This is a genomic window from Pseudomonas sp. IT-P294 (assembly GCF_949767865.1).
Lineage (GTDB): Bacteria > Pseudomonadota > Gammaproteobacteria > Pseudomonadales > Pseudomonadaceae > Aquipseudomonas.
Window position 1 is genome coordinate 15,519 of sequence record NZ_CATKQW010000058.1, and the last position, 24,841, is coordinate 40,359.

At 58.5% G+C, this 24,841-nt stretch carries 25 protein-coding genes; 14 read left to right on the forward strand and 11 right to left on the reverse strand.

Annotated features, from left to right (window positions below; genetic code table 11):
• Positions 1-99 precede the first annotated feature (99 nt).
• Positions 100-1,281, forward strand: coding sequence for an MFS transporter (locus ACM6I0_RS28910; protein WP_414923859.1), 1,182 nt, complete (start codon positions 100-102; stop codon positions 1,279-1,281).
• Here ACM6I0_RS28910 and ACM6I0_RS28915 read toward each other — a convergent pair.
• The 4 genes from ACM6I0_RS28915 to ACM6I0_RS28930 all read right to left on the reverse strand — a co-directional run bounded on the left by ACM6I0_RS28915 (position 1,226) and on the right by ACM6I0_RS28930 (position 5,420).
• A complete protein-coding gene (locus ACM6I0_RS28915; RefSeq protein ID WP_285436563.1) occupies positions 1,226-2,158 on the reverse strand; it encodes a DMT family transporter in 933 nt (310 codons plus the stop codon). The genes ACM6I0_RS28910 and ACM6I0_RS28915 overlap by 56 nt on opposite strands.
• A 166-nt stretch (positions 2,159-2,324) precedes the next feature.
• The gene (locus ACM6I0_RS28920) at positions 2,325-3,770 is read right to left on the reverse strand and encodes an NCS1 family nucleobase:cation symporter-1 (RefSeq protein WP_414923860.1); all 1,446 of its coding nucleotides are present in this window, start codon (positions 3,768-3,770) and stop codon (positions 2,325-2,327) included.
• Positions 3,771-4,147: 377 nt separating this feature from the next.
• Positions 4,148-4,537 carry a DUF2177 family protein gene (locus tag ACM6I0_RS28925; protein ID WP_285436566.1) on the reverse strand — a complete coding sequence of 130 codons (390 nt, stop codon included), beginning with the start codon at positions 4,535-4,537 and terminating at the stop codon, positions 4,148-4,150.
• A 46-nt stretch (positions 4,538-4,583) separates the two neighbouring features.
• Positions 4,584-5,420 carry a S1 RNA-binding domain-containing protein gene (locus tag ACM6I0_RS28930; protein WP_090181387.1) on the reverse strand — a complete coding sequence of 279 codons (837 nt, stop codon included), beginning with the start codon at positions 5,418-5,420 and terminating at the stop codon, positions 4,584-4,586.
• A gap of 351 nt (positions 5,421-5,771) precedes the next feature.
• On the opposite strand from ACM6I0_RS28930, the gene ACM6I0_RS28935 reads away from it, so the two are divergent.
• From ACM6I0_RS28935 to ACM6I0_RS28945, 3 genes are all read left to right on the forward strand, one after another.
• A complete protein-coding gene (locus ACM6I0_RS28935) occupies positions 5,772-5,960 on the forward strand; it encodes a hypothetical protein (RefSeq protein WP_017337097.1) in 189 nt (62 codons plus the stop codon).
• Between the two features lie 205 nt (positions 5,961-6,165).
• Positions 6,166-6,882 (forward strand): TorF family putative porin, encoded by a 717-nt coding sequence (locus tag ACM6I0_RS28940; RefSeq protein ID WP_285436569.1) that lies wholly within the window; start codon positions 6,166-6,168, stop codon positions 6,880-6,882.
• Positions 6,883-6,959: 77 nt separating this feature from the next.
• The gene (locus ACM6I0_RS28945) at positions 6,960-7,829 is read left to right on the forward strand and encodes a DUF6279 family lipoprotein (protein WP_414923861.1); all 870 of its coding nucleotides are present in this window, start codon (positions 6,960-6,962) and stop codon (positions 7,827-7,829) included.
• 125 nt (positions 7,830-7,954) lie between these two features.
• Here ACM6I0_RS28945 and ACM6I0_RS28950 read toward each other — a convergent pair whose 3' ends face one another.
• On the reverse strand, positions 7,955-8,344 hold the full coding sequence (locus tag ACM6I0_RS28950; protein WP_414923862.1) for a transcriptional regulator: 390 nt from the start codon (positions 8,342-8,344) through the stop codon (positions 7,955-7,957).
• A gap of 177 nt (positions 8,345-8,521) precedes the next feature.
• Here ACM6I0_RS28950 and ACM6I0_RS28955 point away from each other — a divergent pair, with 177 nt between their 5' ends.
• Both ACM6I0_RS28955 and ACM6I0_RS28960 read left to right on the forward strand, forming a co-directional pair.
• On the forward strand, positions 8,522-9,262 hold the full coding sequence (locus tag ACM6I0_RS28955) for a DUF899 domain-containing protein (protein WP_414923863.1): 741 nt from the start codon (positions 8,522-8,524) through the stop codon (positions 9,260-9,262).
• 167 nt (positions 9,263-9,429) lie between these two features.
• Positions 9,430-9,705, forward strand: coding sequence for a hypothetical protein (locus tag ACM6I0_RS28960; protein ID WP_414923864.1), 276 nt, complete (start codon positions 9,430-9,432; stop codon positions 9,703-9,705).
• Between the two features lie 70 nt (positions 9,706-9,775).
• Here the strand turns inward: ACM6I0_RS28960 and ACM6I0_RS28965 are convergent, their stop codons facing one another.
• The gene (locus ACM6I0_RS28965) at positions 9,776-11,122 is read right to left on the reverse strand and encodes a DEAD/DEAH box helicase (RefSeq protein WP_414923865.1); all 1,347 of its coding nucleotides are present in this window, start codon (positions 11,120-11,122) and stop codon (positions 9,776-9,778) included.
• 193 nt (positions 11,123-11,315) lie between these two features.
• Between ACM6I0_RS28965 and ACM6I0_RS28970 the strand changes: the two genes are divergently transcribed.
• On the forward strand, positions 11,316-12,614 hold the full coding sequence (locus ACM6I0_RS28970; RefSeq protein WP_222590237.1) for a mechanosensitive ion channel family protein: 1,299 nt from the start codon (positions 11,316-11,318) through the stop codon (positions 12,612-12,614).
• Between the two features lie 137 nt (positions 12,615-12,751).
• Here the strand turns inward: ACM6I0_RS28970 and ACM6I0_RS28975 are convergent, their stop codons facing one another.
• The gene (locus ACM6I0_RS28975) at positions 12,752-13,396 is read right to left on the reverse strand and encodes a hydrolase (RefSeq protein WP_090181375.1); all 645 of its coding nucleotides are present in this window, start codon (positions 13,394-13,396) and stop codon (positions 12,752-12,754) included.
• A gap of 160 nt (positions 13,397-13,556) precedes the next feature.
• On the opposite strand from ACM6I0_RS28975, the gene ACM6I0_RS28980 reads away from it, so the two are divergent.
• Entirely contained in the window at positions 13,557-14,456 is a 900-nt protein-coding gene (locus tag ACM6I0_RS28980; protein WP_414923866.1) for a LysR substrate-binding domain-containing protein, read from the forward strand.
• On the opposite strand, the gene ACM6I0_RS28985 is transcribed toward ACM6I0_RS28980, so the two are convergent.
• From ACM6I0_RS28985 to ACM6I0_RS28995, 3 genes are all read right to left on the reverse strand, one after another.
• Positions 14,453-15,319 carry a carboxylate/amino acid/amine transporter gene (locus ACM6I0_RS28985; protein ID WP_222590234.1) on the reverse strand — a complete coding sequence of 289 codons (867 nt, stop codon included), beginning with the start codon at positions 15,317-15,319 and terminating at the stop codon, positions 14,453-14,455. The two genes, ACM6I0_RS28980 and ACM6I0_RS28985, sit on opposite strands and share 4 nt — an antisense overlap.
• Positions 15,320-15,665: 346 nt before the next feature.
• Positions 15,666-16,265, reverse strand: a complete 600-nt coding sequence (locus ACM6I0_RS28990; protein WP_285436580.1) for an FMN-dependent NADH-azoreductase — start codon at positions 16,263-16,265, stop codon at positions 15,666-15,668.
• 229 nt (positions 16,266-16,494) lie between these two features.
• Positions 16,495-16,809, reverse strand: a complete 315-nt coding sequence (locus tag ACM6I0_RS28995; protein WP_414923867.1) for a 3-phosphoglycerate kinase — start codon at positions 16,807-16,809, stop codon at positions 16,495-16,497.
• A 49-nt stretch (positions 16,810-16,858) separates the two neighbouring features.
• On the opposite strand from ACM6I0_RS28995, the gene ACM6I0_RS29000 reads away from it, so the two are divergent.
• The 5 genes from ACM6I0_RS29000 (at position 16,859) to aqpZ (ending at position 22,070) form a co-directional block, all read left to right on the forward strand.
• Positions 16,859-17,782: a LysR family transcriptional regulator gene (locus ACM6I0_RS29000; protein ID WP_285436582.1), complete on the forward strand. Its 924-nt coding sequence runs from the start codon at positions 16,859-16,861 to the stop codon at positions 17,780-17,782.
• Between the two features lie 14 nt (positions 17,783-17,796).
• On the forward strand, positions 17,797-18,612 hold the full coding sequence (locus tag ACM6I0_RS29005) for an alpha/beta fold hydrolase (RefSeq protein ID WP_414923868.1): 816 nt from the start codon (positions 17,797-17,799) through the stop codon (positions 18,610-18,612).
• Positions 18,606-19,163 carry a peptidylprolyl isomerase gene (locus ACM6I0_RS29010; RefSeq protein WP_285436586.1) on the forward strand — a complete coding sequence of 186 codons (558 nt, stop codon included), beginning with the start codon at positions 18,606-18,608 and terminating at the stop codon, positions 19,161-19,163. Before ACM6I0_RS29005 ends, ACM6I0_RS29010 begins: the two co-directional genes overlap by 7 nt.
• Before the next feature lie 85 nt (positions 19,164-19,248).
• Positions 19,249-21,081, forward strand: a complete 1,833-nt coding sequence (locus tag ACM6I0_RS29015) for an ABC transporter ATP-binding protein (protein WP_285436588.1) — start codon at positions 19,249-19,251, stop codon at positions 21,079-21,081.
• Positions 21,082-21,374: 293 nt separating this feature from the next.
• The gene (aqpZ, locus tag ACM6I0_RS29020) at positions 21,375-22,070 is read left to right on the forward strand and encodes an aquaporin Z (protein WP_414923869.1); all 696 of its coding nucleotides are present in this window, start codon (positions 21,375-21,377) and stop codon (positions 22,068-22,070) included.
• Positions 22,071-22,083: 13 nt separating this feature from the next.
• Here the strand turns inward: aqpZ and ACM6I0_RS29025 are convergent, their stop codons facing one another.
• A complete protein-coding gene (locus ACM6I0_RS29025; protein ID WP_090181356.1) occupies positions 22,084-23,208 on the reverse strand; it encodes a GNAT family N-acetyltransferase in 1,125 nt (374 codons plus the stop codon).
• Between the two features lie 281 nt (positions 23,209-23,489).
• Between ACM6I0_RS29025 and ACM6I0_RS29030 the strand changes: the two genes are divergently transcribed.
• The gene (locus ACM6I0_RS29030; RefSeq protein ID WP_285436593.1) at positions 23,490-24,821 is read left to right on the forward strand and encodes a putative porin; all 1,332 of its coding nucleotides are present in this window, start codon (positions 23,490-23,492) and stop codon (positions 24,819-24,821) included.
• Positions 24,822-24,841 lie beyond the last annotated feature (20 nt).

The window sequence follows — 24,841 nt, forward strand, 5'->3', positions numbered from 1 at the left end:
TTCTCCAATTCAGAACAAGTTCCTCACTATTATTCATTTTTAAAGAAAGTCAATCAGTCCTAGCCTGACGGTCATTGATCCTCTGCTGGAACTCAGACCATGTCCCCTCTGATCCGCTTGTCCGCCAGTTTTATCGCCCTGATGATGGCCATGGGCATCGGGCGTTTCGCCCTCACCCCGCAAATGCCGCACTTGCTCAGCGAAGGCCAGATCGACCTGACCGCCGCCGGTCTGATTGCCGCCGCCAACTACCTCGGCTACTTCGTCGGCGCCGTGGATGCAATGTTCTCCCGTCGCCCGGAGCAAGTCCGGCGACGTCTGCTGGGAGGCTTGTGGCTGTGCGTGCTATTGACCCTGGCGTCGTTCTGGGCCAACGGTTTCTGGTCGCACCTGGTGTTGCGCTTCGGCACCGGCGTCGCCAGTGCGTGGGTGTTGGTAATGATTACGGCGTTGAGCCAGCCACTGGCCGCAGCCGCCGGACGTCCACGCCTCGGCGCTCTGGTATTTGCCGGACCGGGTTTGGGGATTTTTCTGACAGGGTTGCTGGCTTTGGGCTCGAACCTGCTGGGGCAGACCTCTGCCACCTTGTGGCTGGTCTACGCCGGCGTAGGGCTGGCGATGCTGCTTGGGATCCTGCCTTTCCTGCCGCAACCTGGCGCGAGTGCGCCCACCGTGCAACACGCCGTCACATCGGGCAATCAAGGCATCGGCCGTCTGGCGTTGATCTACGGCTTGTACGGTTTGGGCTACATCATCCCGGCCACGTTTCTCTCGCAAATGGCCAGCGCACAGTTTCATGGCCAATGGCAGGCCGACCTGTTCTGGCCGTGCTTCGGCTTGGCGTCGGCCATCGGCGTGGTGCTGGTCAGCCTGCGTCGACAAACCGCGAATGGCACGCGTCACTGGCTGATAACCACATTGTGGCTTCAAGCGGCCGGGGTGTTCGCCTGCCTGTTCGGCAGCGGTCCGGGCCTGGCATTGGGGGTGATCCTGTGCGGTACGCCGTTCCTGGCCTGCATGCAATTGGTGATGCAACGTTCGCGGGAACTGGCGCCCCACGCCGCCCAGCGCAACGCCGGGCTGCTGACAGCGTGCTTTGCCGTGGGCCAACTCAGCGGGCCGTTGCTGGCAGCCTTGAGCAGCCACTTCAGCGGCGGATTGGCGCCAGCGCTGGTATTCGCCGGCAGCGGCTTGCTCATCGCCGGCGGGCTGTTACTGCGCCCGGTCAGTGCTGCCCAAGGGCTTTGCGCAAACGACGGCGCACCCACTGCTCAGCGCTGACAAAGGTGATGCCAAGCAACACCAGTACGGCACCGATGACGAAGTTGAGGCTCAATTTTTCACCCAGCAGCACCACGCCGAACGTGACGCCGAACAGCGGCGTCATGAACGAAAACACCGCCAGATTCGCCGCCAGGTAACGGCGCAGCAGCCAGAACCACGTCAGGTAGCTGAAGAACGACACCACCAACCCCTGAAACAGCACGCTCGCCACCGCAAACGTGGTCAGGCTGACATGGGTGACCTGACCACTGAGCATCGCGATCAGCAGCAGGCCGACGAATCCGACGATCAGTTGATAAAACAGGGTCAGGGTGACGGGCGCTTCCGACAGTCGCGAGGCGCGCACCACGACTGTGGTCGCGCCCCAGGAAGCACCGGCCAGCACGCCCAATGCATCGCCCATCAACATGCGGTGATCGAGGTTGTCCCAGGACACGCCACCCGCAAAGGCAACGGCGATCCCGACGAAGGCGAGGAAAATCCCCAGCCACTGCACGGGCCTCAAACGCTCACTGGGCAGCAGCCAGTGCACGCCCAACGCGGTGAAGATGGGCGCGGTGTAAAGGAACACCGACATGTGCGCGGCCGTAGTCAGTTGCAAACCTTCGGAGATGAAGTAGAACTCCAGGCCAAACAATGCTCCGGCCAGCAAGCCGCCGCGCCAAGTGCTACCGACCTGATCCCAGCCGCCCTTCCAGCAGATCAACAGTCCTACAAGCAACGCGGAAATACCCGACCGCCCCGCCGCTTGCATCACGGGTGCAATATCGGGCGCCGCCCACTTGATCATGACCTGTTGCACACCCCAGATCAGGCACAGCCCGATCATCACTTGCAGGGCAAACCCATCGGCGCTACGCCGGGTGGCGCTCACCGGAACACCTCGACAACACAATCCATGGCAGTGACTCGACAGTAAAAAGCAAAGCCCCGGCGTGCTTGTTCAAAAAGCATCGCCGGGGCGAAAAATTATGCTGTCGATTATTAACCAGATGGCCAGAAAATGCCGCCTGAACGGGACCTTTAAATTCCCGATTGCGTCATCCGGCGGTGGCCACCGCTACGGTTTGCTGGGTTTGTTCGCGCCAGGCCAACACGAGATACAGGGCGCCCCCAAGGAAGCAGCCAGTGAACCAGGCGAAATTCGCCATCGGCTGCAACACAGGGGTAAAGGTAATGGCCACGCCCGTGAGGGTCGCAGGAATCAGCGCTTTCACCGCCGTCCAATTGACCCCGCCGCTGTAGTAATACTTACCGTTGGGGCCATCATCGAACAGCGCATCGACGTCAATCTGCTGTTTTTTGATCAGGTAGTAATCCACCAGCAGAATCCCGAACAGCGGACCGATGAACGCCGCCAACACGTCGAGGGTGTAGTGAATCACTTCGGGGTTGTTGAACAGGTTCCACGGGGTGATGAAGATCGAGGCCACGGCCGCAATCATCCCGCCGGCACGCCAGCTGATTTTGCTCGGGGCGACGTTGGCGAAATCGAATGCAGGGGACACAAAGTTGGCGACGATGTTGATGCCGATGGTCGCGGTGACAAAGGCGAAGGCGCCGAGCAGTACGGCCACACTGTTGTCGATGCGCGCCACAGTGGCAATCGGGTCGTGCAGCATTTCACCGAACACCGGCAAGGTCCCGGAAACGATGACCACCGTAACCAGGGAGAAGGCGAGAAAATTCACCGGCAAGCCCCAGAAATTTCCACGCCGCACGTCCTTCATGCTTCGGCAGTAGCGACTGAAGTCACCGAAATTCAGGGTCGGACCGGAAAAGTACGACACCACCAGCGCCGTGGCGACAATCACTTGTCCGAACGCTTCCCAGCCGGACAGGGATTTTTCCGCAAGGGTGAAACTGATGTTGCTCCAGCCGGCCTGCCAGACGATCCAGCCGGCAAGCATGAACATCACGCCATACACCACCGGCCCCGCCCAATCGATGAAACGTCGGATCGACTCCATGCCGGCCCAGAACACCAACGCCTGGACACACCATAAGCTAAGGAAACCGAACCAGCCCAGGTAGGACAAACCGGCGAAATGCGGTTCGGCGTAGGCCGCCATTGCAGGAAAGAATCGCAATACAACGATGATCAAGGCGCTGGACGCCAGGTACGTCTGAATTCCGTACCAAGCCACGGCGATCAGTCCGCGGATAACCGCAGGAATATTCGCCCCGAACACGCCGAAGGCCAGTCGGCAGATCACCGGGTATGGCACCGCCGCTTGTTGGCTCGGCTTGGCCACCAGGTTGGCGATCAGTTGCACGATGCAGATCCCGCCAAGCAATGCGATCAATACCTGCCAACTGGCCAGGCCCAGGGCGAACAGGCTGGCGGCGAACACATAACCACCGACGCTGTGCACATCGCTCATCCAGAAAGCGAAGATGTTGTACCAATTCCATTTCTGCGGCAGCGGCCCCAGATCCTCGTTATACAGGCGGGGGCTGTAGCCGTTGGGCAATTGCTCGGTCATCGCGGGGCTCCTCGAAACAGCCCCCGGAATTGATGCAGCAACCACACTGCACACGGGAGCTGGCATGGTTTGTATACGAGTTGCTACGCAGAATGCGTGCCATGCGACTAGAACCTGTGACAAACCGGTCTTTCAGCGCCAGATAGCGTCAAGCAATTAGGGGTTGAAGCTCACGACAATGCCCATGAACAGGGCAACCCCGCCAGCAAACGGTGCAGAATTTTATGTATACAACCGAATAAGTGGCTGCTGCGCAGCCAATCGCGAGCAGGCTCACTCCCACATTTGATTGTTGTCGTACCAAATATTTGTAATCACTGAAGATCAATGTGGGAGCGAGCCTGCTCGCGATGGCGTCACTGCAAACCGCCGAGATGCTAGGCCTTGCGCGCAGCCCAGAATCCAATAGAACAGGCCACACACGTCGCAAAAGTACCCCAGGCCATGTCCATCAACGCCAACTGCGCCGACCACCCGTGCAACGTCGCCCAATTACTCAAGTCATACGTGCCGTAAGCCACCAGCCCCAGCAACGCGCCCAACGCCGAGGCACGTCGCCAGGTTTTCGCCGGCAACACCACGAACACCACGCAACCGAATACATAAAGCAGATAGAACACCGCTGCCGGGGCCAGCAGCGGTGAATCGAGCATCAGCGAACCGAGCAGCGCCCGATAAGTGGGCGCCATCAACACGCCAAGCCAGAGGCCGTCGAGCACGAGAAACGCCAGCAGGGTGCCAGCGTATGCCCACAGTGATTTCTTCATAGCCGCTCAACCCCATGCCATCGACCTGCATGGGGCCGATGCGAGGTCAGCTTAGTTCAATGCGATCGGCATGAATGACGATCTGGCCATTCTTGTACAGCGCGCCGATGGCCTTCTTGAAGTTGCCTTTGCTGACGCCGAACAGATTGGTAATCACGGTCGGGTCGCTCTTGTCGCTGACCGGCAGGGTGCCGTTGTTTTCACGCAACTTGGCAAGGATCTTCGAATTGAGGCTGGTGGCCGCTTCTTCGCCGACCGGTTGCAGACTCAGGCTGATCTTGCCGTCGGCACGGACTTCTTTGATAAAGCCCTTCTCTTCTTTGCCGGCGCGCATGAACTTGAAGATTTCGTTCTTGTGAATCAGGCCCCAGTGCTTGTTGTTGATGATCGCCTTGAAGCCCATATCGGTCGCTTCGGCCACCAGCAAATCAACTTCCTGACCAGGGGTGTAATTGGCCGGGGTCTTGTCCAGGTAGCGATCCAGACGCGCCGTCGCGGTGATGCGGCGGGTGTGTTTGTCGAGGTAGACGTGAACCACGACATATTCGCCGGCCGTCATCTGGCGCTTTTCTTCGGAGTACGGCAGCAGCAGATCCTTCGGCAGACCCCAATCCAGGAAAACACCGATGCTGTTGACTTCAACGACTTTCAAACTGGCGAACTCACCGACCTGAACTTTCGGCTTTTCGGTAGTTGCGATGAGTTTGTCATCGCTGTCCAGATAAATAAAAACGTTAAGCCAATCTTCATCTTCGCTGGGAATATCTTTGGGAATATAACGATTAGGCAGAAGAATCTCGCCTTCCGCGCCACCGTCCAGATATAAACCGAAGTTAGTGTGTTTAACCACTTGCAAACTGTTGTAACGCCCGACTAAAGCCATTTCCAATACCCTCATTGCGTGGGCGACATTCTACCCGGTTTTGCGGGCGGCGTTTCCGTGGCCAGCCCGGTGACACCGGAATTTCTTCCGAACGCCTTGATTTCCGTGGGTTCTGCCGGTTGTGTCTGGCCGCTCGTCAGACCGCACGGATGACTTCTGCCCTCCTCACCCGATCAAACGGCTGAATTTCATCCCCCTTGTTCTTAGTTAAAACAGCGGCTTAGGGGCTTATTTCGAATAATAATCGGCGAATAAATACGCCCTACGATGTGTATTTTGAGGGGATATTTACCAAGCAATTGTCAAGTATTTCCTGTACGATGCCTGGCCAAGTTAATTTTCTACAGGTTAATGGCCGCCATGCGTGTAAAAGCATCCAACAGCAAAGCAAAGCCAGCTCCAGCCGTTGAAACCAGCGAATCAATCAACAACCAGATCGCTGCGTTCCTCAAGTCCGGCGGCGAGATCCAGCAAATTGCCAAAGGCGTCAGCGGCCAGACGTTCGGCCCGTCCAAGCAGATTACGCTGGGCAAGAAGTAACACCCCGCGTTAACTGGTCCATAAGCGCTTTGAGCTTCGAAGCGCTTGGACTGGAACCCTCCCCGCAACACCCCGCAAAACCCATCTAATTTTCAAAAATCGACGAACGGCCTTCGATGCCGAGCATTCGCCGGTATGCTTGCACACGTCTAGATCAAGCGTTTCAGTAGGTTTTAGTTCCTGCTCCGCGGTCATGGAGTGACGCATGCTCAAACCCTCCTGTTTATTACTCGGCACCCTGTTGTGGTGTTCGTTCGCCAACGCGCAAGTCTTCCAGCGCGAATTGGGCGATTTCGATCTCAAACTTGGCACCACTGCCAGCCGCAGCATGGCGCAGGGACTGGTCAAGCCTTCCAGCACCGGCTCGTTTCACGGTGGACTCGACCTGAGCCACAACAGCGGCTTCTATGTGGGCCAATGGGCACCCAGCATGGGCCTGACGCCCGGGGCCAACCTTGAAGTCGATTCCTACATGGGCTTCAAACAGTCTTTCGATCATACCCTCGGCTATGAAGTCGGCATGATCCATTACAGCTATCCGAAAGTGGACACCCTCGACAGCCAGGAGCTGTTCGGTGGCCTGACCTTTCTCGGCAGCCGTTTCGGCGCAGCGTTCAGCAACGACCCCGACAAACAGAACAGTACCGTCTTCGCCGACCTGGGCGGCAATCAGCCGTTCGGCATCGGGATCAGCATGAAATACACCACCCACCAACTCAACACCCCGGTGTCCGTCGACGGCGGATATGTCGGCAGTTTCACCGATTGGTCAGTACAACTTTCCCGGCCCTTCATGGGCGTCGACCTGGACTTGATCTACAGTGGATCCAGCCTCAGCGGCGGCGATTGCTCGGCCTATTCCGGGCACAACAGCCAATGCGACGGACTGGTCACCCTCAAGGCCGAACGCGCATTCTATTAATGGGCTGAACTGCCGCGCTCATGCAGCGCTCTTATAAGAATCCACTCAAGAAGCCAGAACTTCGCAAGGATTCGCCCATGCCGCGCTGGTTAAAGTGTCTCGCCGTCATCATCACCCTCAGCCTCGCACTCGGTGCGTGCAGCCGCGTGGGCCTGGCCTATCGCAATCTCGATGTGATCATTCCATGGACGCTCAGCGATTACCTGGACATGAACGGCGAGCAGAAAGGCTGGTTCAACGAGCGCCTCAAAGAGCACTTGAGCTGGCACTGCAGCACGCAGCTGCCGGGATACCTCGACTGGCTTGATCGCTTGCAGACCATGGTCGAGACCAATCAGGTCACCGACGCCGCGCTGCAAACCCGCACGGAGGAAGCCAAAGCCGCCATCGCCCAGACCGCCCGGGAAATCACCCCGTCGGCAATCGAATTGTTACAAGGGCTGGACGACAAACAAGTCGCGGAGATGAACGACGCCTTCGCCAAGGATCAGCGCAAGCGCCAGGAGGAATACCTGAAACCGACGCTCGATCAGCAGATCAAGGAACGTAGCGAGCGCATGCAAAAACGCCTGAATGACTGGCTCGGTCCACTCAGCCCGACCCAGCAACAACGGGTGGTCACATGGTCGAAAGCCCTAGGCGACCAGAACACCCAATGGATCGCCAACCGCGCCCACTGGCAGAAACAGTTCAGTGCAGCGGTCGAGCAACGGCACAGTCCAGAATTCCCACAGCGAATCGAGACACTTCTGGTCAATCGCGAGAGCTTATGGACACCGGCTTACCGTCAGGCCTACGCCAACACAGAGGCTCAGGCACGGGGATTGATTGTGGACTTGATGGCCGAGAGCACACCGTCGCAACGCCAGCGGTTGTTGAAAAAAATGGAAGGGGTGAGAAAAGACTTCAACGATCTGAAGTGCCTCAAAGCAGCCAAACAAAACTAAGCGCAACACAAAACAAATGTGGGAGTGAGCTTGCTCGCGATGGCGGTATATCAGTCGACATCATCGTTAACTGACACACCGCCATCGCGAGCAAGCTCGCTCCCACATTGGTTTCAGATGGGCTTTCAGGCAATCTGCGCCTTCGACGCCACCTCATCAAACGTCACCTCATCCAGCGCATCTTCCTGCTCATCCAATACCTGGCGCGGATGGTCATTACCCGGAATGCTGCTGTCGATCAGGCTCAACAAACTCGAGCCCCGGAGCGTCAAAATGTAATTGGAGCCCGTACCGCCCTGCTCTTCAGGCCGAGACTCGATATAACCACGCGCCAACAGTAGTTTTTCGTACTCGCCGGCCACCGCTTTCAGATGATCCAGGTTTTCAGGCTCCTCACCCTCCATAGCTTTCTCCGCCGCGTACTGTTCGGCATAGGGCCGTGGGGTAAAGCTGGCGGCACCGTTCTGCACTTCGTGCAGCAAGCGTTCAATCAAATCCCAGTTGTAAGTTGTCATCCTGATTCAACCTCCGAAGCCTGTGAGTGAAATGGCCTTCTTAAGTTGTGACCCACTGGGTGTGCAGCCGTTCAGCCGAGGTTTCGAACAGCACCGCCCGGCGGCGTGTCGAATTTGGCGTAGGTCAAACGACTAGGCTTTGTCAGTCACCTCCCAGCACATCGCAGGAGAAAGCCAATGAACATTCAGAATCATCCCGTCGTGTCCCGCGAAGAATGGCTCGTCGCCCGCAAACAACACCTGGCCCACGAAAAAGCCTTCACCAAGGAACGAGACAAACTCAGCGCCGAACGTCGCGCCCTGCCCTGGGTGAAAATCGACAAGGACTACCGCTTTCAGGGCCCGAACGGCGAATTGAAACTGGCAGACCTGTTCAATGGCCGCAGCCAACTGGTCATCTACCACTTCATGTTCGCCGCAGGATGGGACGAAGGCTGCCCCGGTTGCTCGTTCCTGTCCGATCACATTGACGGCGCTAACCAGCACCTGGCCCATCATGACGTCGCCGTGGTGGCGGTTTCCCACGCACCGTTCGCCGAATTCCAGGCATTCAAACGGCGTATGGGCTGGAAATTTGATTGGGTGTCGTCAGATGGCAGCGACTTCAATTACGACTTCGGCGTATCAGCCCGAGCCGAAGATGTTGTCGCCGGTAGAGCTACGTACAACTACGAAAAGTCTGACGGCGCCGAGGAAGAACTGCCTGGTCTCAGCGTGTTTTATCGCAATGAAGCGGGAGAGATTTTTCACACGTATTCCACTTATGCGCGGGGGCTTGACCTGTTGGTTGGCGCCTATAACTACCTGGATTTGACGCCCAAGGGCCGTAATGAAGAGGAAATCATGGAGTGGGTGAGGCATCACGATAAATACGAAGACAAGGGGTCGCCGAGTTGCTGCCATGGGGATAGCCGGTAGACAGCGAGTCGCGGCCAATGCAGGTGAGCCTGCGGCGTTGATATATGCCTTGCCGCCGGCATTTGACGAGGCATTCCCGAAGAGCGATGCGTCTTACAGCCAGATGAACTTTCAGCTACTCGCAACCTCAACCGTTTAACCGCCCAACACGGAATTCGAGGCCTGCCATGAAAACTCTAATGACGCTCACCCTCGCCGCCACGTTTGCCTGCGCCCTCCCCACCTGGGCCTGCACGCCGGAGGAAGCCACCGCCAAGCGCGAACAGCTGGCCAAGGAAGTGTCCAGGCTCACCGAACAGAATCCGACCAAGGCCAAAGAAATCAACGCCGAGTTGCAGAAGATGGATCTGGGCACCGCCAGCAAGGACTTGCCGGACAAGTGCCAGTTGATTGATCAGCGTCTGAAGGAGTTGCAAACGGCAGACAAAAAAGTCGAAGGCTGATCAGTCGTTAAATCCTGGGCATAAAAAAACCGGACATCAGTCCGGTTTTTTTATGGGTCGCTACAACGGCTTATTCAGTTGCTGGCGCTTCCGGCTTGCGGCGCTTGAGCGGCGCCATGCCGTCCTTGCTGACCAGCGACAGCGCGTCGGTCTTCGGGCGGTTAGCGATCTTGCGCTTGGTCGGTGCCTTGGCGCCGGTTTTCTTCTTGTCGCCCTTGGCGTCGACCTTTTTCTTCTTCACGCCAACGGCTTTGCCCGAGGCCTTGACCTTTTTCGGTCCGCCGTAGGTGCCTTTGACTTCCTTGATGGTGCGGCGTTCGAAGCTCTGCTTGAGGTAGCGCTCGACGCTCGACATCAGGTTCCAGTCGCCGTGGCAGATCAGCGAGATGGCCAGGCCATCGTTGCCGGCGCGGCCAGTACGACCGATGCGGTGAACGTATTCGTCGCCGCTGCGCGGCATGTCGAAGTTGATCACCAGGTCCAGGCCTTCCACGTCGAGGCCGCGAGCGGCGACGTCGGTGGCGACGAGGATCTTCACGCCGCCTTGCTTCAGGCGATCGATGGCCAGCTTGCGGTCCTTCTGATCCTTGTCACCGTGCAGGACGAACGCTTTGTAGTCCTGCGCCACCAGGCGGCCGTAGATACGGTCGGCCATGGCCCGGGTGTTGGTGAACACGATGGCCTTCTGATAGGTCTCGTTGGCCAGCAGCCAGTTCACGATCTGTTCTTTGTGCTGGTTGTGGTCAGCGGTGATGATCTGCTGACGGGTGGTCGCGTTCAGATCGCTGACGTTGTTCAGTTGCAAGTGTTCTGGATTGTTCAGAACCTTGGCGACCATCTCGCGCAGGCCCGAACCGCCGGTGGTGGCGGAGAACAGCATGGTCTGCTGGCGGTTGGTGCACTCTTCCACCAGGCGCTGGACGTCTTCGGCAAACCCCATGTCGAGCATGCGGTCGGCTTCGTCGAGGACCAGCACTTCAACTTCCTTGAGGTCGAGGTTGCCGGCGTTCAGTTGCTCGATCATCCGGCCCGGCGTACCGATCAGGATGTCTGGCACTTTGCGCAACATGGCGGCCTGGACCTTGAAGTCTTCACCGCCGGTGATCAGGCCGGATTTGATGAAAGTGAACTGCGCAAAGCGCTCGACCTCCTTGATGGTCTGCTGCGCCAGTTCGCGGGTCGGCAGCAGGATCAGGGTCTTGATGCTGACGCGGACTTTCGCCGGGCCGATCAGACGGTTGAGGATTGGCAAAACGAATGCAGCGGTTTTGCCGCTACCGGTTTGCGCTGTCACCCGCAGGTCACGCCCTTGGAGCGCCAGCGGAATAGCCGCTGCTTGCACTGGCGTTGGCTCGACAAATTTAAGCTCGGCCACGGCTTTGAGCAGGCGTTCGTGCAGGGCGAATTGGGAAAACACGGGTGCTACCTCGAAGAAATACAAAAAAACAGCTGCATAGGGTAACGGTTTCGAGCGCTAAGGCCGAGTGTCTTTATACAAACGACGGCAAACAGTGGCTTTTTTGTTGCCCGATTTGTCTCCAAACGTCATGCAATGCGTCTTAAATGCTCTAATCGCCCCGTCGCGTCCTATAGAAGAACCGTTTTCGCCCATGGATATCAAACAGCTCTGGCTCAACGCCCAAGACCTTTGGGGTGCCCTCGATCAGCACCCGCTCCTGCATTCCAGCCTGGCGCTGATCCTGCTGCTGATGATTGCGCTGGTCCTCGGACGAGTGGCGCGCTACCTCATTCTGCATGCGACCAAAATCCTCGGTCGACAGCCAGCGCTGCACTGGATCAACGACTTTCGCCACAACAAAGTGTTTCATCGGCTGGCGCAGATGACGCCCTCGCTGGTGATCCAGTTCGGCCTGCATCTGGTGCCGGAATTGAGCAAGACCAGCCTGATTTTCCTCGGCAATGTCGCGCTGTCGTTCACCATTCTGTTCCTGTTGCTGGCGGTCAGTGCCCTGCTCAGCGCCCTGCTGGACATCTACGCGCGCACCGAGCATGCCCGCACCCGCTCGATCAAAGGCTACGTGCAACTGACGAAAATGGTGCTGTATGTGTTTGGCGCGATCATCATCGTCGCCACGCTGATCGACCGTTCGCCGCTGTTGCTGCTGTCCGGCCTGGGCGCCATGTCGGCGGTGATTCTGTTGGTCTACAAGGACACCCTGCTGTCGTTCGTTGCCAGCGTGCAACTGACCAGCAACGACATGCTGCGGGTCGGCGACTGGATCGAGATGCCGCAAGTCGGTGCCGACGGTGACGTGGTGGACATCACGCTGCACACGGTGAAAGTGCAGAATTTTGACAAGACCATCGTCTCCATCCCGACTTGGCGCCTGATGTCCGAGTCGTTCAAGAACTGGCGCGGCATGCAGCAGTCCGGCGGCCGACGGATCAAGCGCAGCCTGTTCATCGACGCCAGTGGCGTGCGCTTCATCCGCGATGACGAAGAATTGAAGCTGTCCCAGGTTCACCTGCTGACCGACTACATCAGCCGCAAACAGGCCGAACTCAAGGCCTGGAACGAGGCTCAGGGCAATGTGGCGGCGATGTCGGCCAACCGTCGGCGGATGACCAACATCGGCACCTTCCGCGCCTATGCGCTGGCGTATTTGAAGAGTCACCCGGAGGTCCAGCCGAACATGACGTGCATGGTCCGCCAGATGCAGACCACCGCCCAAGGCATCCCGCTGGAAATCTACTGCTTCACCCGCACCACGGCGTGGGCCGATTACGAGCGGATTCAGGGGGATATTTTCGATTACCTGCTGGCGGTGCTGCCGGAGTTCGGCTTGAGCCTGTATCAGCAGCCGAGCGGAGGGGATTTGCGGGCGGGGTTGCTGCCGGCCATGCTCGGCGCAAGCCACATTCCAGAGCCTGAAAAACACATCATGTAACCCCCACAGAACCCAATGTGGGAGCGGGCTTGCTCGCGAAAGCGGTGTGTCAGTCAAAGCAGATGTCGACTGACACTTCGCCTTCGCGAGCAAGCCCGCTCCCACATGGACTTGCATTGTTTTGCGAGGTTGACGGGTTACTTGACCTGACGCTGAGGCGCCTTGTGCACCATGGTGTAAGCGTAATCCACGCCCATGCCATACGCACCGCTGTGTTCCAGCACCAATGCCATCACCGCTTCATAAGTGTCCTTGTGTGCCCAATCACGCTGGTACTCAAGCAGCACCTGTTGCCAGGTTACCGGTACCGCACCGGCCTGAATCATCCGCTGCACCGACATGTCGTGTGCTTCCTTGGTGGTGCCGCCAGATGCGTCGGTGACGATGTACACCTCGTACCCTTCAGCCAATGCTTCGAGTGCCGGGAAGGTCAGGCAGACCTCGGTCCACAGCGCGGCAATGATCAGCTTTTTGCGGCCGGTGGCTTTCACTGCGTCAACCAGTGCCTTGTCTTCCCACGAGTTCATCGAGGTGCGCTCGATCGGCTTTTGCTCCGGATGAACCGCCAGCAACTCGGGCCAGATGTAACCGCTGAAGCTTTCAGTTTCAACCGAGGTGTAGATGGTCGGCACGTTGAAAATCTTGGCGGCCTTGGCCAGGCCTACCGTGTTGTTCTTCAGCGTTTGACGGTCGATTGACTGCACGCCAAAAGCCATTTGTGGCTGGTGGTCGATCAGGATCAGGGCGGAGTTGGTTGGGTTGAGCAGTTCACGAATAGACATGGCGCGTTCCTTTTGATGTCGATTTTTCAAGGTCAGTAATGGGGGAGTCGACGTTGCCGTCAGCGGCTTTGTCGTCGGCTTGGATGTAACTTTAGAAGCTGGCACAAAAAGGGACAATCCCATAAAATCGAGAATCATTGATTCTAAAATAGGGACAATCATGGATCGCATCGAATGCATGCGCGCCTTTGTCGTCACGGTCGGCGAGAATGGTTTTGCCGCGGCTGCACGGGCAATGGATGTGCCGCGATCAAAAGTCAGTAAACAGATTCAGGCGCTGGAGGAAGCCATCGGCGTGCAATTGCTGCAGCGCACCACCCGCAGCCTGCACTTGACCGAGGCCGGCGCCGAATACTTCGACGCCGCCCGCGAAGTGCTGGCCGCACTGGACGATGCTGAACAGCGCGCGCGTAACGGCATCGGTGAATTGCGCGGAGTGTTGCGGGTCAATGCGCCGATGTCCTTTGGCTTGCGCCGACTGGGGCCACTGATCCCGCTGTTCCATGAGCAGCACCCGAACATCGAGTTGCAACTGGTGCTCAGCGACCAGCAGGTTGACCCGGTGCGTGGTGGTTTCGACGTGACCATCCGCATCGCCAGCTTGCCGGACTCGACGATGATCGCCCGGCAGCTGGCGCCAGCCCCGCGCATCATGGTGGCGTCCCCGGCGTATCTGGCGCGCGCTGGCATACCGCAGACCCCGCAAGACTTGCGCGCCCATCAATGCCTCAATTACGGGTACCTGCAAAGTGGCGTCAGCTTGCAGCTGTGCAATGGCACGGAAACTCAACGGGTCAACGTGACCGGCCCTTTACACGCCAACAATGGCGACTTGCTTGCTCAGGCCGCCGAAGCCGGCATGGGCATCGCCCTGTTGCCAAACTTCATTGTCGAGGATGCGCTGGCGGCTGGCCGCCTGGTGCCGGTGATGTGTGAATGGCAGGCCCCCGCGATCACGATCAACGCGGTGTACCCTTCGGCACGTAAGGTCCCGCAGAAAACCCGGACGTTCATTGAGTTTTTGGTGGAGCAGTTATCGGAGAAAAAACGCAGGGTTTAGTGTGCGATTGCAGGCTTGCGGATGCCCAACCGGCTGATCCACACCGCCGCCAGAATCACCGCCCCACCAAAGAACAATCGCCCCAACTCCTCATGCTGATTCCAGATCAGCAAATTGATCAGCAACCCCAGAGGGACATGCAGGTTATTCATCACCGCCAAGGTGCCGCCATTCACCAGGCACGCGCCCTTGTTCCACCAGTACATTCCCAACGCGGTCGAGACCAGGCCGAGGAACACCAGCACGCCCCATTGCAGCGGTGCTTCAGGCAGGAAGTTCTGTTTGCCGAACAATAGGAACGCCGGCAATACGACCGCCAACGCCCCCAGATAGAAGTAGCCAAACCGTCGATAATGCGGCAGATCGCTCGGATGTCGCGCCACCAGATGCTTGTAAAGCACCTGCCCGGCGGCGTAGGTGAAGTTGGCCAGTTGCAGCAGCAGGAAGCCCATGAAGAAGTCCGGATTGATCCGGTCGTAGCGAATCACTGCCGCACCCATCACGGCCACCAATGCCGCGACCAGCGCCCACGGATTGAAACGTCGGTTCAGCGCGTCTTCGATGAGGGTCACGTGCAGCGGCGTGAGGATGGTGAACAGCAACACTTCCGGCACGGTCAGCACCCGGAAGCTCAGGTACAGGCAAACGTACGTCACGCCGAACTGCAACGCGCCGATCAGCAGCATGCCGCGCATGAACGCCGGTTCCACCGAACGCCAGCGCGTCAGCGGAATAAACACCAGCCCCGCCAGCAACACCCGCACCAGTACCGCGAAGTAACTGTCGACGTGACCGGCCAGGTATTCACCGATCAGACTGAAGGAAAACGCCTGGATCAGCGTGACAAAAAGTAGATAGCCCATGCTCGCCTCGTTTCGAATGGCGGCGACGATAGCGGTTTTTTTTCGTTATCGCGAACAGTCAGCCAACACACACATCCCCTGTGGGAGCGGGCTTGCCCGCGATTACGGTGTGTCATTCGACCTCAACGCAGCCTGATACACCGCTATCGCGGGCAAGCCCTCTCCCACAGGGTTATGGGTATGCCCGTCAAATCGCAGGCAAAAAAAGCCCGATCTCGCTAAAGCGTTCAATCGGGCTACAGCACTCAGGAGCAACAAGTGCAAAGGGAGGTTCGATGCGCGTAAAGCCTTGAAGGGGTTTCGCCAGGTCACTTGAACATCAAGGGATTATCTGGCGATTAAAGCCTCAAGCCACTTGGGAAAGCTTGGCGTTGGCCTGGTTCAGGCCTTTCTCCTGGAAGTCACCGCCCAGGTTCATGCCTTCGGCGTGAATAAAGGTCACGTCGTGGATCCCGATGAAAGCCATTACCTGACGCAGGTACGGTTCCTGGTGATCGGCGGTGCTGCCGGCGTAGATCCCGCCGCGAGCGGTCAGCACATAAGCGCGCTTGCCGCTGAGCAGGCCTTGCGGGCCGGTGTCGGTGTACTTGAAGGTCACACCGGCACGCAGCACATGGTCGAGCCAGGCTTTCAAGGTGCTTGGGATGGCGAAGTTGTACATCGGTGCGGCCATGACCAGTACGTCGGCTGCCAACAGTTCGTCGGTCAACTCATTGGAGCGATCCAGGGCAACCTGTTCGATGTCGTTACGTTGTTCGGCAGGTTTCATCCAGCCGCCGAGCAGGTTGATGTCCAGGTGCGGCACCGGGTTCACCGCAAGGTCACGCACGGTGATCTGGTCGGCGGGGTGGGCGGCTTGCCACTGGCTAATGAAGGTCTGGGTCAGTTGACGAGAAACCGAGTCTTGCTGACGGGCGCTGCTTTCGATGATCAGAACGCGTGACATGGGATGTAGGCTCCATCTGAGAATGCTGTAAGGCGATGGAGTGAAGGTTAAACAGAGTCATATCGATGAAAAAGCGCAAATAACTGCTATAACCCATCAACAATTTCGTTTATAAGCGGAGCATGCCTTGTAGGAGTGAGCCTGCTCGCGATGGCTGAGTGTCAGCCAACATCAATGTTGAGAGTGATATCGCTATCGCGAGCAGGCTCACTCCTATAGGAGATTGAATTCATTTCGGGGTGCAGGTCAGCTCGATACGTAGCTTGATAATGCTGCGGGTGAACTTGGCGGTGGCGTCTTTATGTTTTCCCGCCGGTACATCGATCTTGCGGGTACGTGGCGCTTCCGGGCCATTGATGAAGACCGCCTTGCAGCTGACATCGACGTCGCCGTAGTTAGCCACCCGGATGGAGCCGATGTCGTTATCCGTATCGAAGGTCTCGTAGTCGACTTTCAAGCCGTTGAGGTCTTTCTGCACATCAATCGGATAAGCAAACGCCGTCAGCGGCAGCATCGCCAGCAGTACACAACAGAATTTATTCATTCAGCAGTCTCCAATAAGGACTGCCAGCTTAGGACAAGAGGAGCTATTCATGAAAGCGCCCCGCGTGACCCTTGATCAATGGCGAACGTTACAGGCCGTGGTCGACCACGGCGGTTTCGCCCAGGCCGCCGAAGCGCTGCACCGCTCGCAATCGTCGGTGAGCTACACCGTGGCGCGCATGCAGGACCAGCTTGGCGTACCGCTGTTGCGCATCGACGGCCGCAAGGCGGTGCTGACCGAGGCCGGCGGCGTGTTGTTGCGTCGCTCGCGACAACTGGTGAAACAGGCCAGTCAACTGGAAGACCTGGCCCACCACATGGAGCAAGGCTGGGAAGCGGAAGTACGGCTGGTGGTCGACGCCGCGTACCCGAGTGCCCGCCTTGTGCGCGCCCTGACGGCGTTCATGCCGCAAAGCCGCGGTTGCCGGGTGCGCCTGCGTGAAGAAGTGTTGTCTGGCGTCGAGGAAGTGTTGCTCGAAGGCGTGGCTGACCTGGCCATCAGCAGCTTCAGCATTTCGGGATATCTGGGGGCGGAGTTGAGCGACGTTGAATTCGTCGCGGTCGCCCACCCCGAACATGCCCTGCATCGCCTCAACCGCGAATTGAATTTCCAGGACCTTGAAAGCCAGCTACAAGTGGTGATCCGAGATTCCGGTCGCCAGCAACCTCGGGACGTCGGCTGGCTCGGCGCAGAGCAGCGCTGGACCGTCGGCAGCCTGGCCACCGCGGCAACTTTTGTCAGCAGCGGCCTGGGTTTCGCCTGGTTGCCCCGACACATGATTGAACGCGAACTCAAGGAAGGCACGCTCAAGCTGCTACCGTTGGATCAGGGTGGCAGCCGCAACCCGAGCTTCTACTTGTATTCGAACAAGGAAAAACCCTTGGGCCCGGCCACGCAGATTCTCATCGAACTGCTGCGCACCTTTGATACCGCGCCGCTGGATGCGCCGTTCGCCGCCCCTGAACAAGCCTGACACGGAGTGAAACCATGGCCTATTTCGAACACGAAGGTTGCAACCTGCACTATGAGGAATACGGCCACGGCACGCCGCTGCTGCTGGTCCACGGCCTGGGTTCCAGCACCCTGGACTGGGAAGAGCAGATCCCGGCGCTGTCGGCACGTTACCGGGTCATCGTCCCGGATGTGCGCGGCCATGGCCGCTCTGACAAACCCCGCGAGCGCTACAGCATCGCCGGGTTCAGCGCCGACCTCGTCGCCCTGATCGAGCATCTGAACCTGGGGCCGACACACTATGTCGGACTTTCGATGGGCGGCATGATCGGCTTTCAACTGGCCGTGGATCAGCCGCAATTGCTCAAAAGCCTGACCATCGTCAACAGTGCGCCCGAGGTCAAATTGCGCAGCCGTGACGACTATTGGCAATGGTTCAAGCGCTGGAGCCTGATGCGCGCCCTCAGTCTGGGCACCATCGGCAAGGCCTTGGGCGCTAAACTGTTCCCTAAACCGGAACAAGCCCAATTGCGTCAAAAGATGGCCGAGCGCTGGGCAAAAAACGACAAACATGCTTATCTCGCCAGCTTCGATGCGATCGTTGGCTGGGGGGTTCAGGAACGACTTTCAAGGGTGTCCTGTCCAACCCTCATCATCAGTGCCGACCGTGACTACACACCGGTCTCGCTGAAAGAGACGTACGTAAAACTGCTGCCCGATGCGCGGCTGATGGTGATCGCCGATTCGCGCCACGCCACCCCGCTGGATCAGCCCGAACGCTTCAACCAAACCCTGCTCGAGTTTCTCACCGCAGTCGACACCACCCCACTCAGGATCCCTGACCCATGCTGAAAAAAATCGCCCTCGTCGCTGGCTCCGTTCTGTTTGCCGCCAACCTGATGGCCGCCACGCCTGCCAAGGCGCCGCACGTGCTACTGGATACCACCAACGGCCAGATCGAAATCGAACTGGACCCGGTCAAGGCGCCGATCAGTACCAAGAACTTCCTTGAGTACGTCGACAGCGGCTTCTACAACAACACGATTTTTCACCGTGTGATCCCGGGCTTCATGGTCCAGGGCGGCGGTTTCACTCAACAAATGCAGCAAAAAGAGACCAAGGCAGCAATCAAGAACGAATCCAAGAACGGTCTGCATAACGTGCGCGGCACGCTGTCCATGGCCCGCACTTCGGTGCCTGATTCGGCCACCAGCCAGTTCTTCATTAACGTCAAGGACAACGACTTCCTCGACCAGGGTGACGGTTACGCCGTGTTCGGCAAAGTGGTCAAGGGCATGGACGTGGTGGACATCATCGTCAACTCCCCGACCACCACCAAGAGCGGCATGAAAGACGTTCCGGCTGACCCTGTATTCATCAAGTCGGCCAAGCGCATCGACTAAACTGCACAGGAGTGCTTGAGCGGCTGCCGGTCTCTGGCGCCGCTCATTTCGTTCAAAGGAAAGCCCGCGAGCGGGCGGAGAACTGATGCTTTATCGCCGTTTTGAAAAACTGATCGACATTTTCCGTGATGCACCGACGGCGGCTCCGCCGGATCGGGTTCTCCCCTTCTATACCTATTACTTGAAGCAGGTCTGGCCGAGTTTTGCCGCCCTGCTGATCGTCGGCCTGTTTGGCGCACTGATCGAAGTGGCGCTGTTCAGCTACCTGAGCCGCATCATTGACCTCGCCCAAGGCACGCCCGACGTCAACTTCTTCAAGGAACACGGCATCGAACTGGCGTGGATGGCCGTCGTGGCGCTGATCCTGCGCCCGGTGTTCGTGGGTCTGCATGACCTGCTGGTGCATCAGACGTTGAGCCCCAGCATGACCAGCATGATTCGCTGGCAAAACCACAGCTATGTGCTCAAACAGAGCCTTAATTTCTTCCAGAACGACTTCGCCGGGCGCATCGCCCAGCGCATCATGCAGACCGGCAACTCGTTGCGCGATTCCGCCGTACAAGCGGTGGACGCGCTATGGCACGTGCTGATCTATGCGATCAGTTCGCTGGTGCTGTTTGCCGAAGCCGACTGGCGCCTGATGATTCCGCTGCTGAGCTGGATCGCCGCCTACGTCGGTGCGCTGTACTACTTCGTGCCACGCGTGAAGGAGCGCTCGGTGGTGTCCTCGGATGCGCGCTCAAAACTGATGGGGCGCATCGTCGATGGCTACACCAACATCACCACCTTGAAGCTGTTTGCCCACACCAATTTCGAACAGCAATACGCCAAGGAAGCCATTGAGGAACAGACGGTCAAAGCCCAACTGGCCGGTCGCGTGGTCACCAGCATGGACGTGGTCATTACCACCATGAACGGCTTGCTGATTGTCACCACCACGGGCCTGGCCCTGTGGCTGTGGACACAGTCGCTGATCACGGTCGGCGCCATTGCACTGGCCACCGGCCTGGTGATCCGCATCGTCAACATGTCCGGCTGGATCATGTGGGTGGTCACTGGCATTTTCGAAAACATCGGCATGGTCCAGGACGGTTTGCAGAGCATCTCGCAGCCGGTCAGCGTCACCGATCGCGATCAAGCCAAACCGCTGTCTGTCGCCCGTGGCGAAGTGCGCTTCGAGCATGTGAATTTTCACTATGGCAAGAAGAGCGGGATCATTGGCGACCTCAATCTGGACATCAAGCCGGGTGAAAAGATTGGCCTGATCGGTCCGTCCGGTGCCGGTAAATCGACGTTGGTCAACTTGCTGCTGCGCCTGTATGACGTCGAGGGCGGGCAGATTCTGATCGACGGGCAGAACATCGCCGACGTCGGCCAGGAAAGCCTGCGCGAACGGATCGGCATGATCACTCAGGACACTTCGCTGTTGCACCGCTCTATCCGCGACAACTTGCTGTATGGCAAACCCGACGCCACCGACGCGCAACTTTGGGAAGCGGTGCACAAGGCCCGTGCCGATGAGTTCATTCCCTTGCTGACGGACTCCGAAGGCCGCACCGGTTTCGATGCGCATGTGGGTGAACGCGGGGTGAAACTCTCCGGCGGCCAGCGTCAGCGGATTGCGATTGCTCGGGTGCTGCTCAAGGACGCGCCGATCCTGATCATGGACGAAGCCACCTCCGCGCTGGACTCGGAAGTCGAAGCGGCGATCCAGGAAAGCCTGGAAACCTTGATGAAGGGCAAAACCGTGATTGCCATCGCGCACCGGCTTTCGACCATCGCCCGGATGGACCGGCTGGTGGTGCTGGAAAACGGCAAGATCGCCGAAACCGGCAGCCACGCTGAGCTGCTGGCCCATGGCGGATTGTATGCTCGGCTTTGGCAGCACCAGACGGGCGGCTTTGTCGGGATCGACTGATTCCAGCTCACCACCTCCCCCCCTGTGGGAGCGAGCTTGCTCGCGATGACGGCGTAACAGTCAACATGTATGCCGATTGATACTCCGCCATCGCGAGCAAGCTCGCTCCCACAATAATCTTCGACAATCTGAAAAACCGCCACAACCCGCCAACCACGGGCTCTGGCGGTTTTTTTATCGCCACTGGAAATCCGCAAAAATCCTGCTGTACTCAGCCAAGGTTCTGGATCCGAGCCTGTCGTAACTGCAGGAAGCATCACTCAATGATAGGTCCGCCTATCAAGGACGCTCTCATGTCTCTGTTCAAACGTTCAGTCACTGAGTTGTTGGGTACGTTCTGGCTGGTGTTGGGAGGTTGCGGCAGTGCAGTCCTCGCCGCATCTTCTCCGCTTGGGATTGGAGTGCTGGGCGTGGCCATCGCGTTTGGCCTCACCGTGTTGACCATGGCGTTCGCCATTGGCCATATCTCCGGTTGTCACCTGAATCCCGCCGTCTCGGTCGGATTGTGCGTCGGGGGTCGCTTCCCGGCCAATGAGCTGCCCGCCTACATCATCGCCCAGGTCATTGGCGCGATTATCGCTGCCGCTTTGATCTACTACATCGCCAGCGGCAAGGAAGGCTTCGACCTTTCGACCGGACTGGCCTCCAACGGCTACGGCGAACATTCTCCGGGCAAATACTCGATGGCCACCGGCTTTGTCTGTGAACTGGTGATGACCGCAATGTTCGTGCTGATCATCCTCGGCGCCACCGACAACCGCGCCCCCGCCGGGCTGGCACCGATCGCCATCGGCCTGGCCCTGACGCTGATCCACTTGATCTCGATTCCCGTCACCAACACCTCGGTCAACCCGGCACGCAGCACAGGCCCGGCGCTGATCGTCGGCGGCTGGGCCATCGCGCAATTGTGGATGTTCTGGGTGGCGCCGCTGCTGGGCGCGGTGATTGGCGGCGTGACCTATCGCTGGCTGGGCAAGACAGGCAGTTGATGCCTCACGAGGATCAGTCTTGTCGATACGGCAAGGCGGTCCTCGCTTCCTCGGCATAGGCCAATACCCCGAGACGTTCCTGCTGCAGGAAGTCTTTGACCGCTGCTTTCAGGCCCGGGTGGCGCAAGTAATGCCAGGAATGGGTGATGACCGGTTCAAAGCCGCGAATCAGCTTGTGCTCGCCTTGGGCGCCCGCATCGAAACGCTGCAAGCCATTGGCGATCGCATAGTCCATGCCCTGATAAAAACAGGTCTCGAAGTGCAGGCGGTCGAATTCCGCCAGGCACCCCCAATAACGCCCGTAAAAGCTGTCGCCGCCCACCAGGCTGAAGGCCATCGCTACTGGCCGTGAGCCTTGCTTGGCCAGGACCACGCGAATGGATTCAGGCATGCGCTCGGCCAGCAGACTGAAAAACTCGCGCGTCAGGTACGGCGCTTGCCGGCGCACCGCGTAGGTATTGGCGTAACAGGCGTAGACGAAATCCCACTGCGCCTGATCCAGCTGCCCACCTTCAAGCCATTCAAACTCAATGCCCTGCCCCGCCACCTGCTCGCGTTCCTTGCGCATCTGCTTGCGCTTGCGAGAACTGAGCGCATCGAGAAAGTCCTGAAAATCCCGATAGCCGCGATTCTGCCAATGGTACTGGCAGCCAATCCGTTGCAGCCAGCCTGGCTGTTCGGCCAATGCGGCGTCGGTGAACGGGTCGGTAAAATTGATGTGAGCGCTGGAAAGTTCTTCGATCTCAAGGTAGCCCGGCAGGCTCTTCAGCAACTCGAAACCGTCTTCGACACTGGCCGCCAGCAAGCGCGGCCCGCTGACCGGGCTGAACGGCACGGCAGTCAACAGCTTGGGGTAATAGTCGATACCGGCACGCTCGCAGGCATCGGCCCAGGCGTGATCGAACACGTACTCGCCGTAGGAATGCCATTTGCGGTAACTGGGCAACGCCGCGATCAGCCGCCCGCCTTCGGTGTGCAGTAAATGCTCGGGCTGCCAGCCGGAATGCGGGCCGAGACTGGCGCTGTCTTCCAGCGCACTGAGGAACGCGTGGCGCAGGAACGGCTGAGCCTGCGGCACCAAGGCATCCCAGGCGCGCGGTGAGACATCGGACAGACTTTCCAGGCGTTGCAACGGCATCAACTTCCTCTCCACTTCTTGGCGCGACAGCCCCGCGAGTATCGCTTATCGCGGCGCAATCCACACTCGCGATTCGCTGACAAAGCCCGGAATAGAAAGTTCACTCGCGCTGTGCATCGTCATCGAGCCGCCATCACTTTGCCACTGGTTTGTCATAAACCATCGCGATACTGGCGCCAGTTTTTATAGCGCCGGGTTCTAACCCTTCCCTGTTTCCGTCCTTCAACGGTCGGTTGTGTCCTGGATGGCTTTGTCATCCCCTTACATCTTCGGAGATTGATATGCGTCTTGCTTCCACGAAAACTGCGGCGGCCCTGTGTGGCGGTCTGCTGCTGGCCATGAGCGTTCCGGCCAGCGCCGCAGTCGACGCCAAACTGCTCGACATGCTCAAGGCGAACGGCTCCATCACGCCTTCTCAGTACACCGAACTGCAAGCCGAGCTGGCCAGGGATCAGAAAGACCAGCAAATCGCCCGTCAGGCTCAACAAGAGACCAACGAGCAAATCGCAGCCACCGCGAAGAAGACCACGGAACTGAGCACCTTCGACCAGAAACTCGCCTGGGCCGCCAAGACCCAATTCAAGGGCGACGTGCGGTTCCGTCAGGAAACCGTGAAAAACGATGGTGTTCCAAACAACAAAGACCAGGATCGCCAGCGCATTCGTGCCCGCCTGGGTGCCTACAGCGAAATCAACCCGCAAGTCGACACCGGCATTCGCATTGCTACCGGCAGCAACGATGACGCCCGCTCCACCAACCAGGACCTGAACAACTACTTCGACAAGAAGTCGATCTGGCTGGACCAGGGTTACGTCGATTACCACCCGGACGCGATCAAGAACCTGCACCTCGTCGGCGGCAAGATGCCGCAACAATGGGTGAGCATGGGCGACATCATCTGGGATAGCGACATCAACCCGGAAGGCCTGGCAGCGACTTACAAATACCCGCTGGGCGGCAGCACCGAGCTGTTCGGTAGCGCCGGTCACTACACCCTCAAGGACAACGTCGACGGCGAAGGCGTGCAGTTCAAACACGACCTGCGTCTGTACGCTGGCCAGTTGGGTGCGCGCTTCGCCATCACCGACAGCATGAAAATGACCTTGGGCGGCAGTATCTATTCGTACGACAACGACGCGAACAGCGCCTGCCCGACCACCGGCACTGTCACCGCGCCATGCGCCCTGGCCGTCAACGGCAACAGCCCGAACGAACGCTTCAAACTGTATGAAGGATTTGGTCAACTCGACTTCAGCAACCTGCCAGTACCGCTCTCGTTGTACGGTCAGTACGTCAACAACAAAGACGCGAGCAACGATCAGGACACTGGTTGGTTGGCCGGCGTCAAGTCCAAGATCTACGGCTTCGCAGTGGACTACAACTACCGCGATGTACAGCGTAACGCGGTGGTCGGCGCTTTCACCGACTCCGACTTCGCCAACGGCTTCACCGGTTCGCGCGGCAGCAAGTTGAAAGTGAGCTACGAGTTGGACAAAAACTTCAACCTGGGCGCGACGTACTTCCTGGCGACGTCTGACCAAACCAACGCCAACATCAACAAGAAAGATTCGGACATCAACACCCTGCAACTGGACGCCGAAGCCAAGTTCTAAGCACGACCGCTACACGCCTC

Excerpts from the sequence above, each read along its gene's own strand:
- ACM6I0_RS28910 (WP_414923859.1), top strand. The coding sequence starts at position 100 with ATGTCCCCTCTGATCCGCTTGTCCGCCAGTTTTATCGCCCTGATGATG.
- ACM6I0_RS28920 (WP_414923860.1), bottom strand. The coding sequence starts at position 3,770 with ATGACCGAGCAATTGCCCAACGGCTACAGCCCCCGCCTGTATAACGAG.
- ACM6I0_RS28925 (WP_285436566.1), bottom strand. The coding sequence starts at position 4,537 with ATGAAGAAATCACTGTGGGCATACGCTGGCACCCTGCTGGCGTTTCTC.
- ACM6I0_RS28930 (WP_090181387.1), bottom strand. The coding sequence starts at position 5,420 with ATGGCTTTAGTCGGGCGTTACAACAGTTTGCAAGTGGTTAAACACACT.
- ACM6I0_RS28935 (WP_017337097.1), top strand. The coding sequence starts at position 5,772 with ATGGCCGCCATGCGTGTAAAAGCATCCAACAGCAAAGCAAAGCCAGCT.
- ACM6I0_RS28940 (WP_285436569.1), top strand. The coding sequence starts at position 6,166 with ATGCTCAAACCCTCCTGTTTATTACTCGGCACCCTGTTGTGGTGTTCG.
- ACM6I0_RS28945 (WP_414923861.1), top strand. The coding sequence starts at position 6,960 with ATGCCGCGCTGGTTAAAGTGTCTCGCCGTCATCATCACCCTCAGCCTC.
- ACM6I0_RS28950 (WP_414923862.1), bottom strand. The coding sequence starts at position 8,344 with ATGACAACTTACAACTGGGATTTGATTGAACGCTTGCTGCACGAAGTG.
- ACM6I0_RS28955 (WP_414923863.1), top strand. The coding sequence starts at position 8,522 with ATGAACATTCAGAATCATCCCGTCGTGTCCCGCGAAGAATGGCTCGTC.
- ACM6I0_RS28960 (WP_414923864.1), top strand. The coding sequence starts at position 9,430 with ATGAAAACTCTAATGACGCTCACCCTCGCCGCCACGTTTGCCTGCGCC.
- ACM6I0_RS28970 (WP_222590237.1), top strand. The coding sequence starts at position 11,316 with ATGGATATCAAACAGCTCTGGCTCAACGCCCAAGACCTTTGGGGTGCC.
- ACM6I0_RS28975 (WP_090181375.1), bottom strand. The coding sequence starts at position 13,396 with ATGTCTATTCGTGAACTGCTCAACCCAACCAACTCCGCCCTGATCCTG.
- ACM6I0_RS28980 (WP_414923866.1), top strand. The coding sequence starts at position 13,557 with ATGGATCGCATCGAATGCATGCGCGCCTTTGTCGTCACGGTCGGCGAG.
- ACM6I0_RS28985 (WP_222590234.1), bottom strand. The coding sequence starts at position 15,319 with ATGGGCTATCTACTTTTTGTCACGCTGATCCAGGCGTTTTCCTTCAGT.
- ACM6I0_RS28990 (WP_285436580.1), bottom strand. The coding sequence starts at position 16,265 with ATGTCACGCGTTCTGATCATCGAAAGCAGCGCCCGTCAGCAAGACTCG.
- ACM6I0_RS28995 (WP_414923867.1), bottom strand. The coding sequence starts at position 16,809 with ATGAATAAATTCTGTTGTGTACTGCTGGCGATGCTGCCGCTGACGGCG.
- ACM6I0_RS29000 (WP_285436582.1), top strand. The coding sequence starts at position 16,859 with ATGAAAGCGCCCCGCGTGACCCTTGATCAATGGCGAACGTTACAGGCC.
- ACM6I0_RS29005 (WP_414923868.1), top strand. The coding sequence starts at position 17,797 with ATGGCCTATTTCGAACACGAAGGTTGCAACCTGCACTATGAGGAATAC.
- ACM6I0_RS29010 (WP_285436586.1), top strand. The coding sequence starts at position 18,606 with ATGCTGAAAAAAATCGCCCTCGTCGCTGGCTCCGTTCTGTTTGCCGCC.
- ACM6I0_RS29015 (WP_285436588.1), top strand. The coding sequence starts at position 19,249 with ATGCTTTATCGCCGTTTTGAAAAACTGATCGACATTTTCCGTGATGCA.
- aqpZ (WP_414923869.1), top strand. The coding sequence starts at position 21,375 with ATGTCTCTGTTCAAACGTTCAGTCACTGAGTTGTTGGGTACGTTCTGG.
- ACM6I0_RS29025 (WP_090181356.1), bottom strand. The coding sequence starts at position 23,208 with ATGCCGTTGCAACGCCTGGAAAGTCTGTCCGATGTCTCACCGCGCGCC.
- ACM6I0_RS29030 (WP_285436593.1), top strand. The coding sequence starts at position 23,490 with ATGCGTCTTGCTTCCACGAAAACTGCGGCGGCCCTGTGTGGCGGTCTG.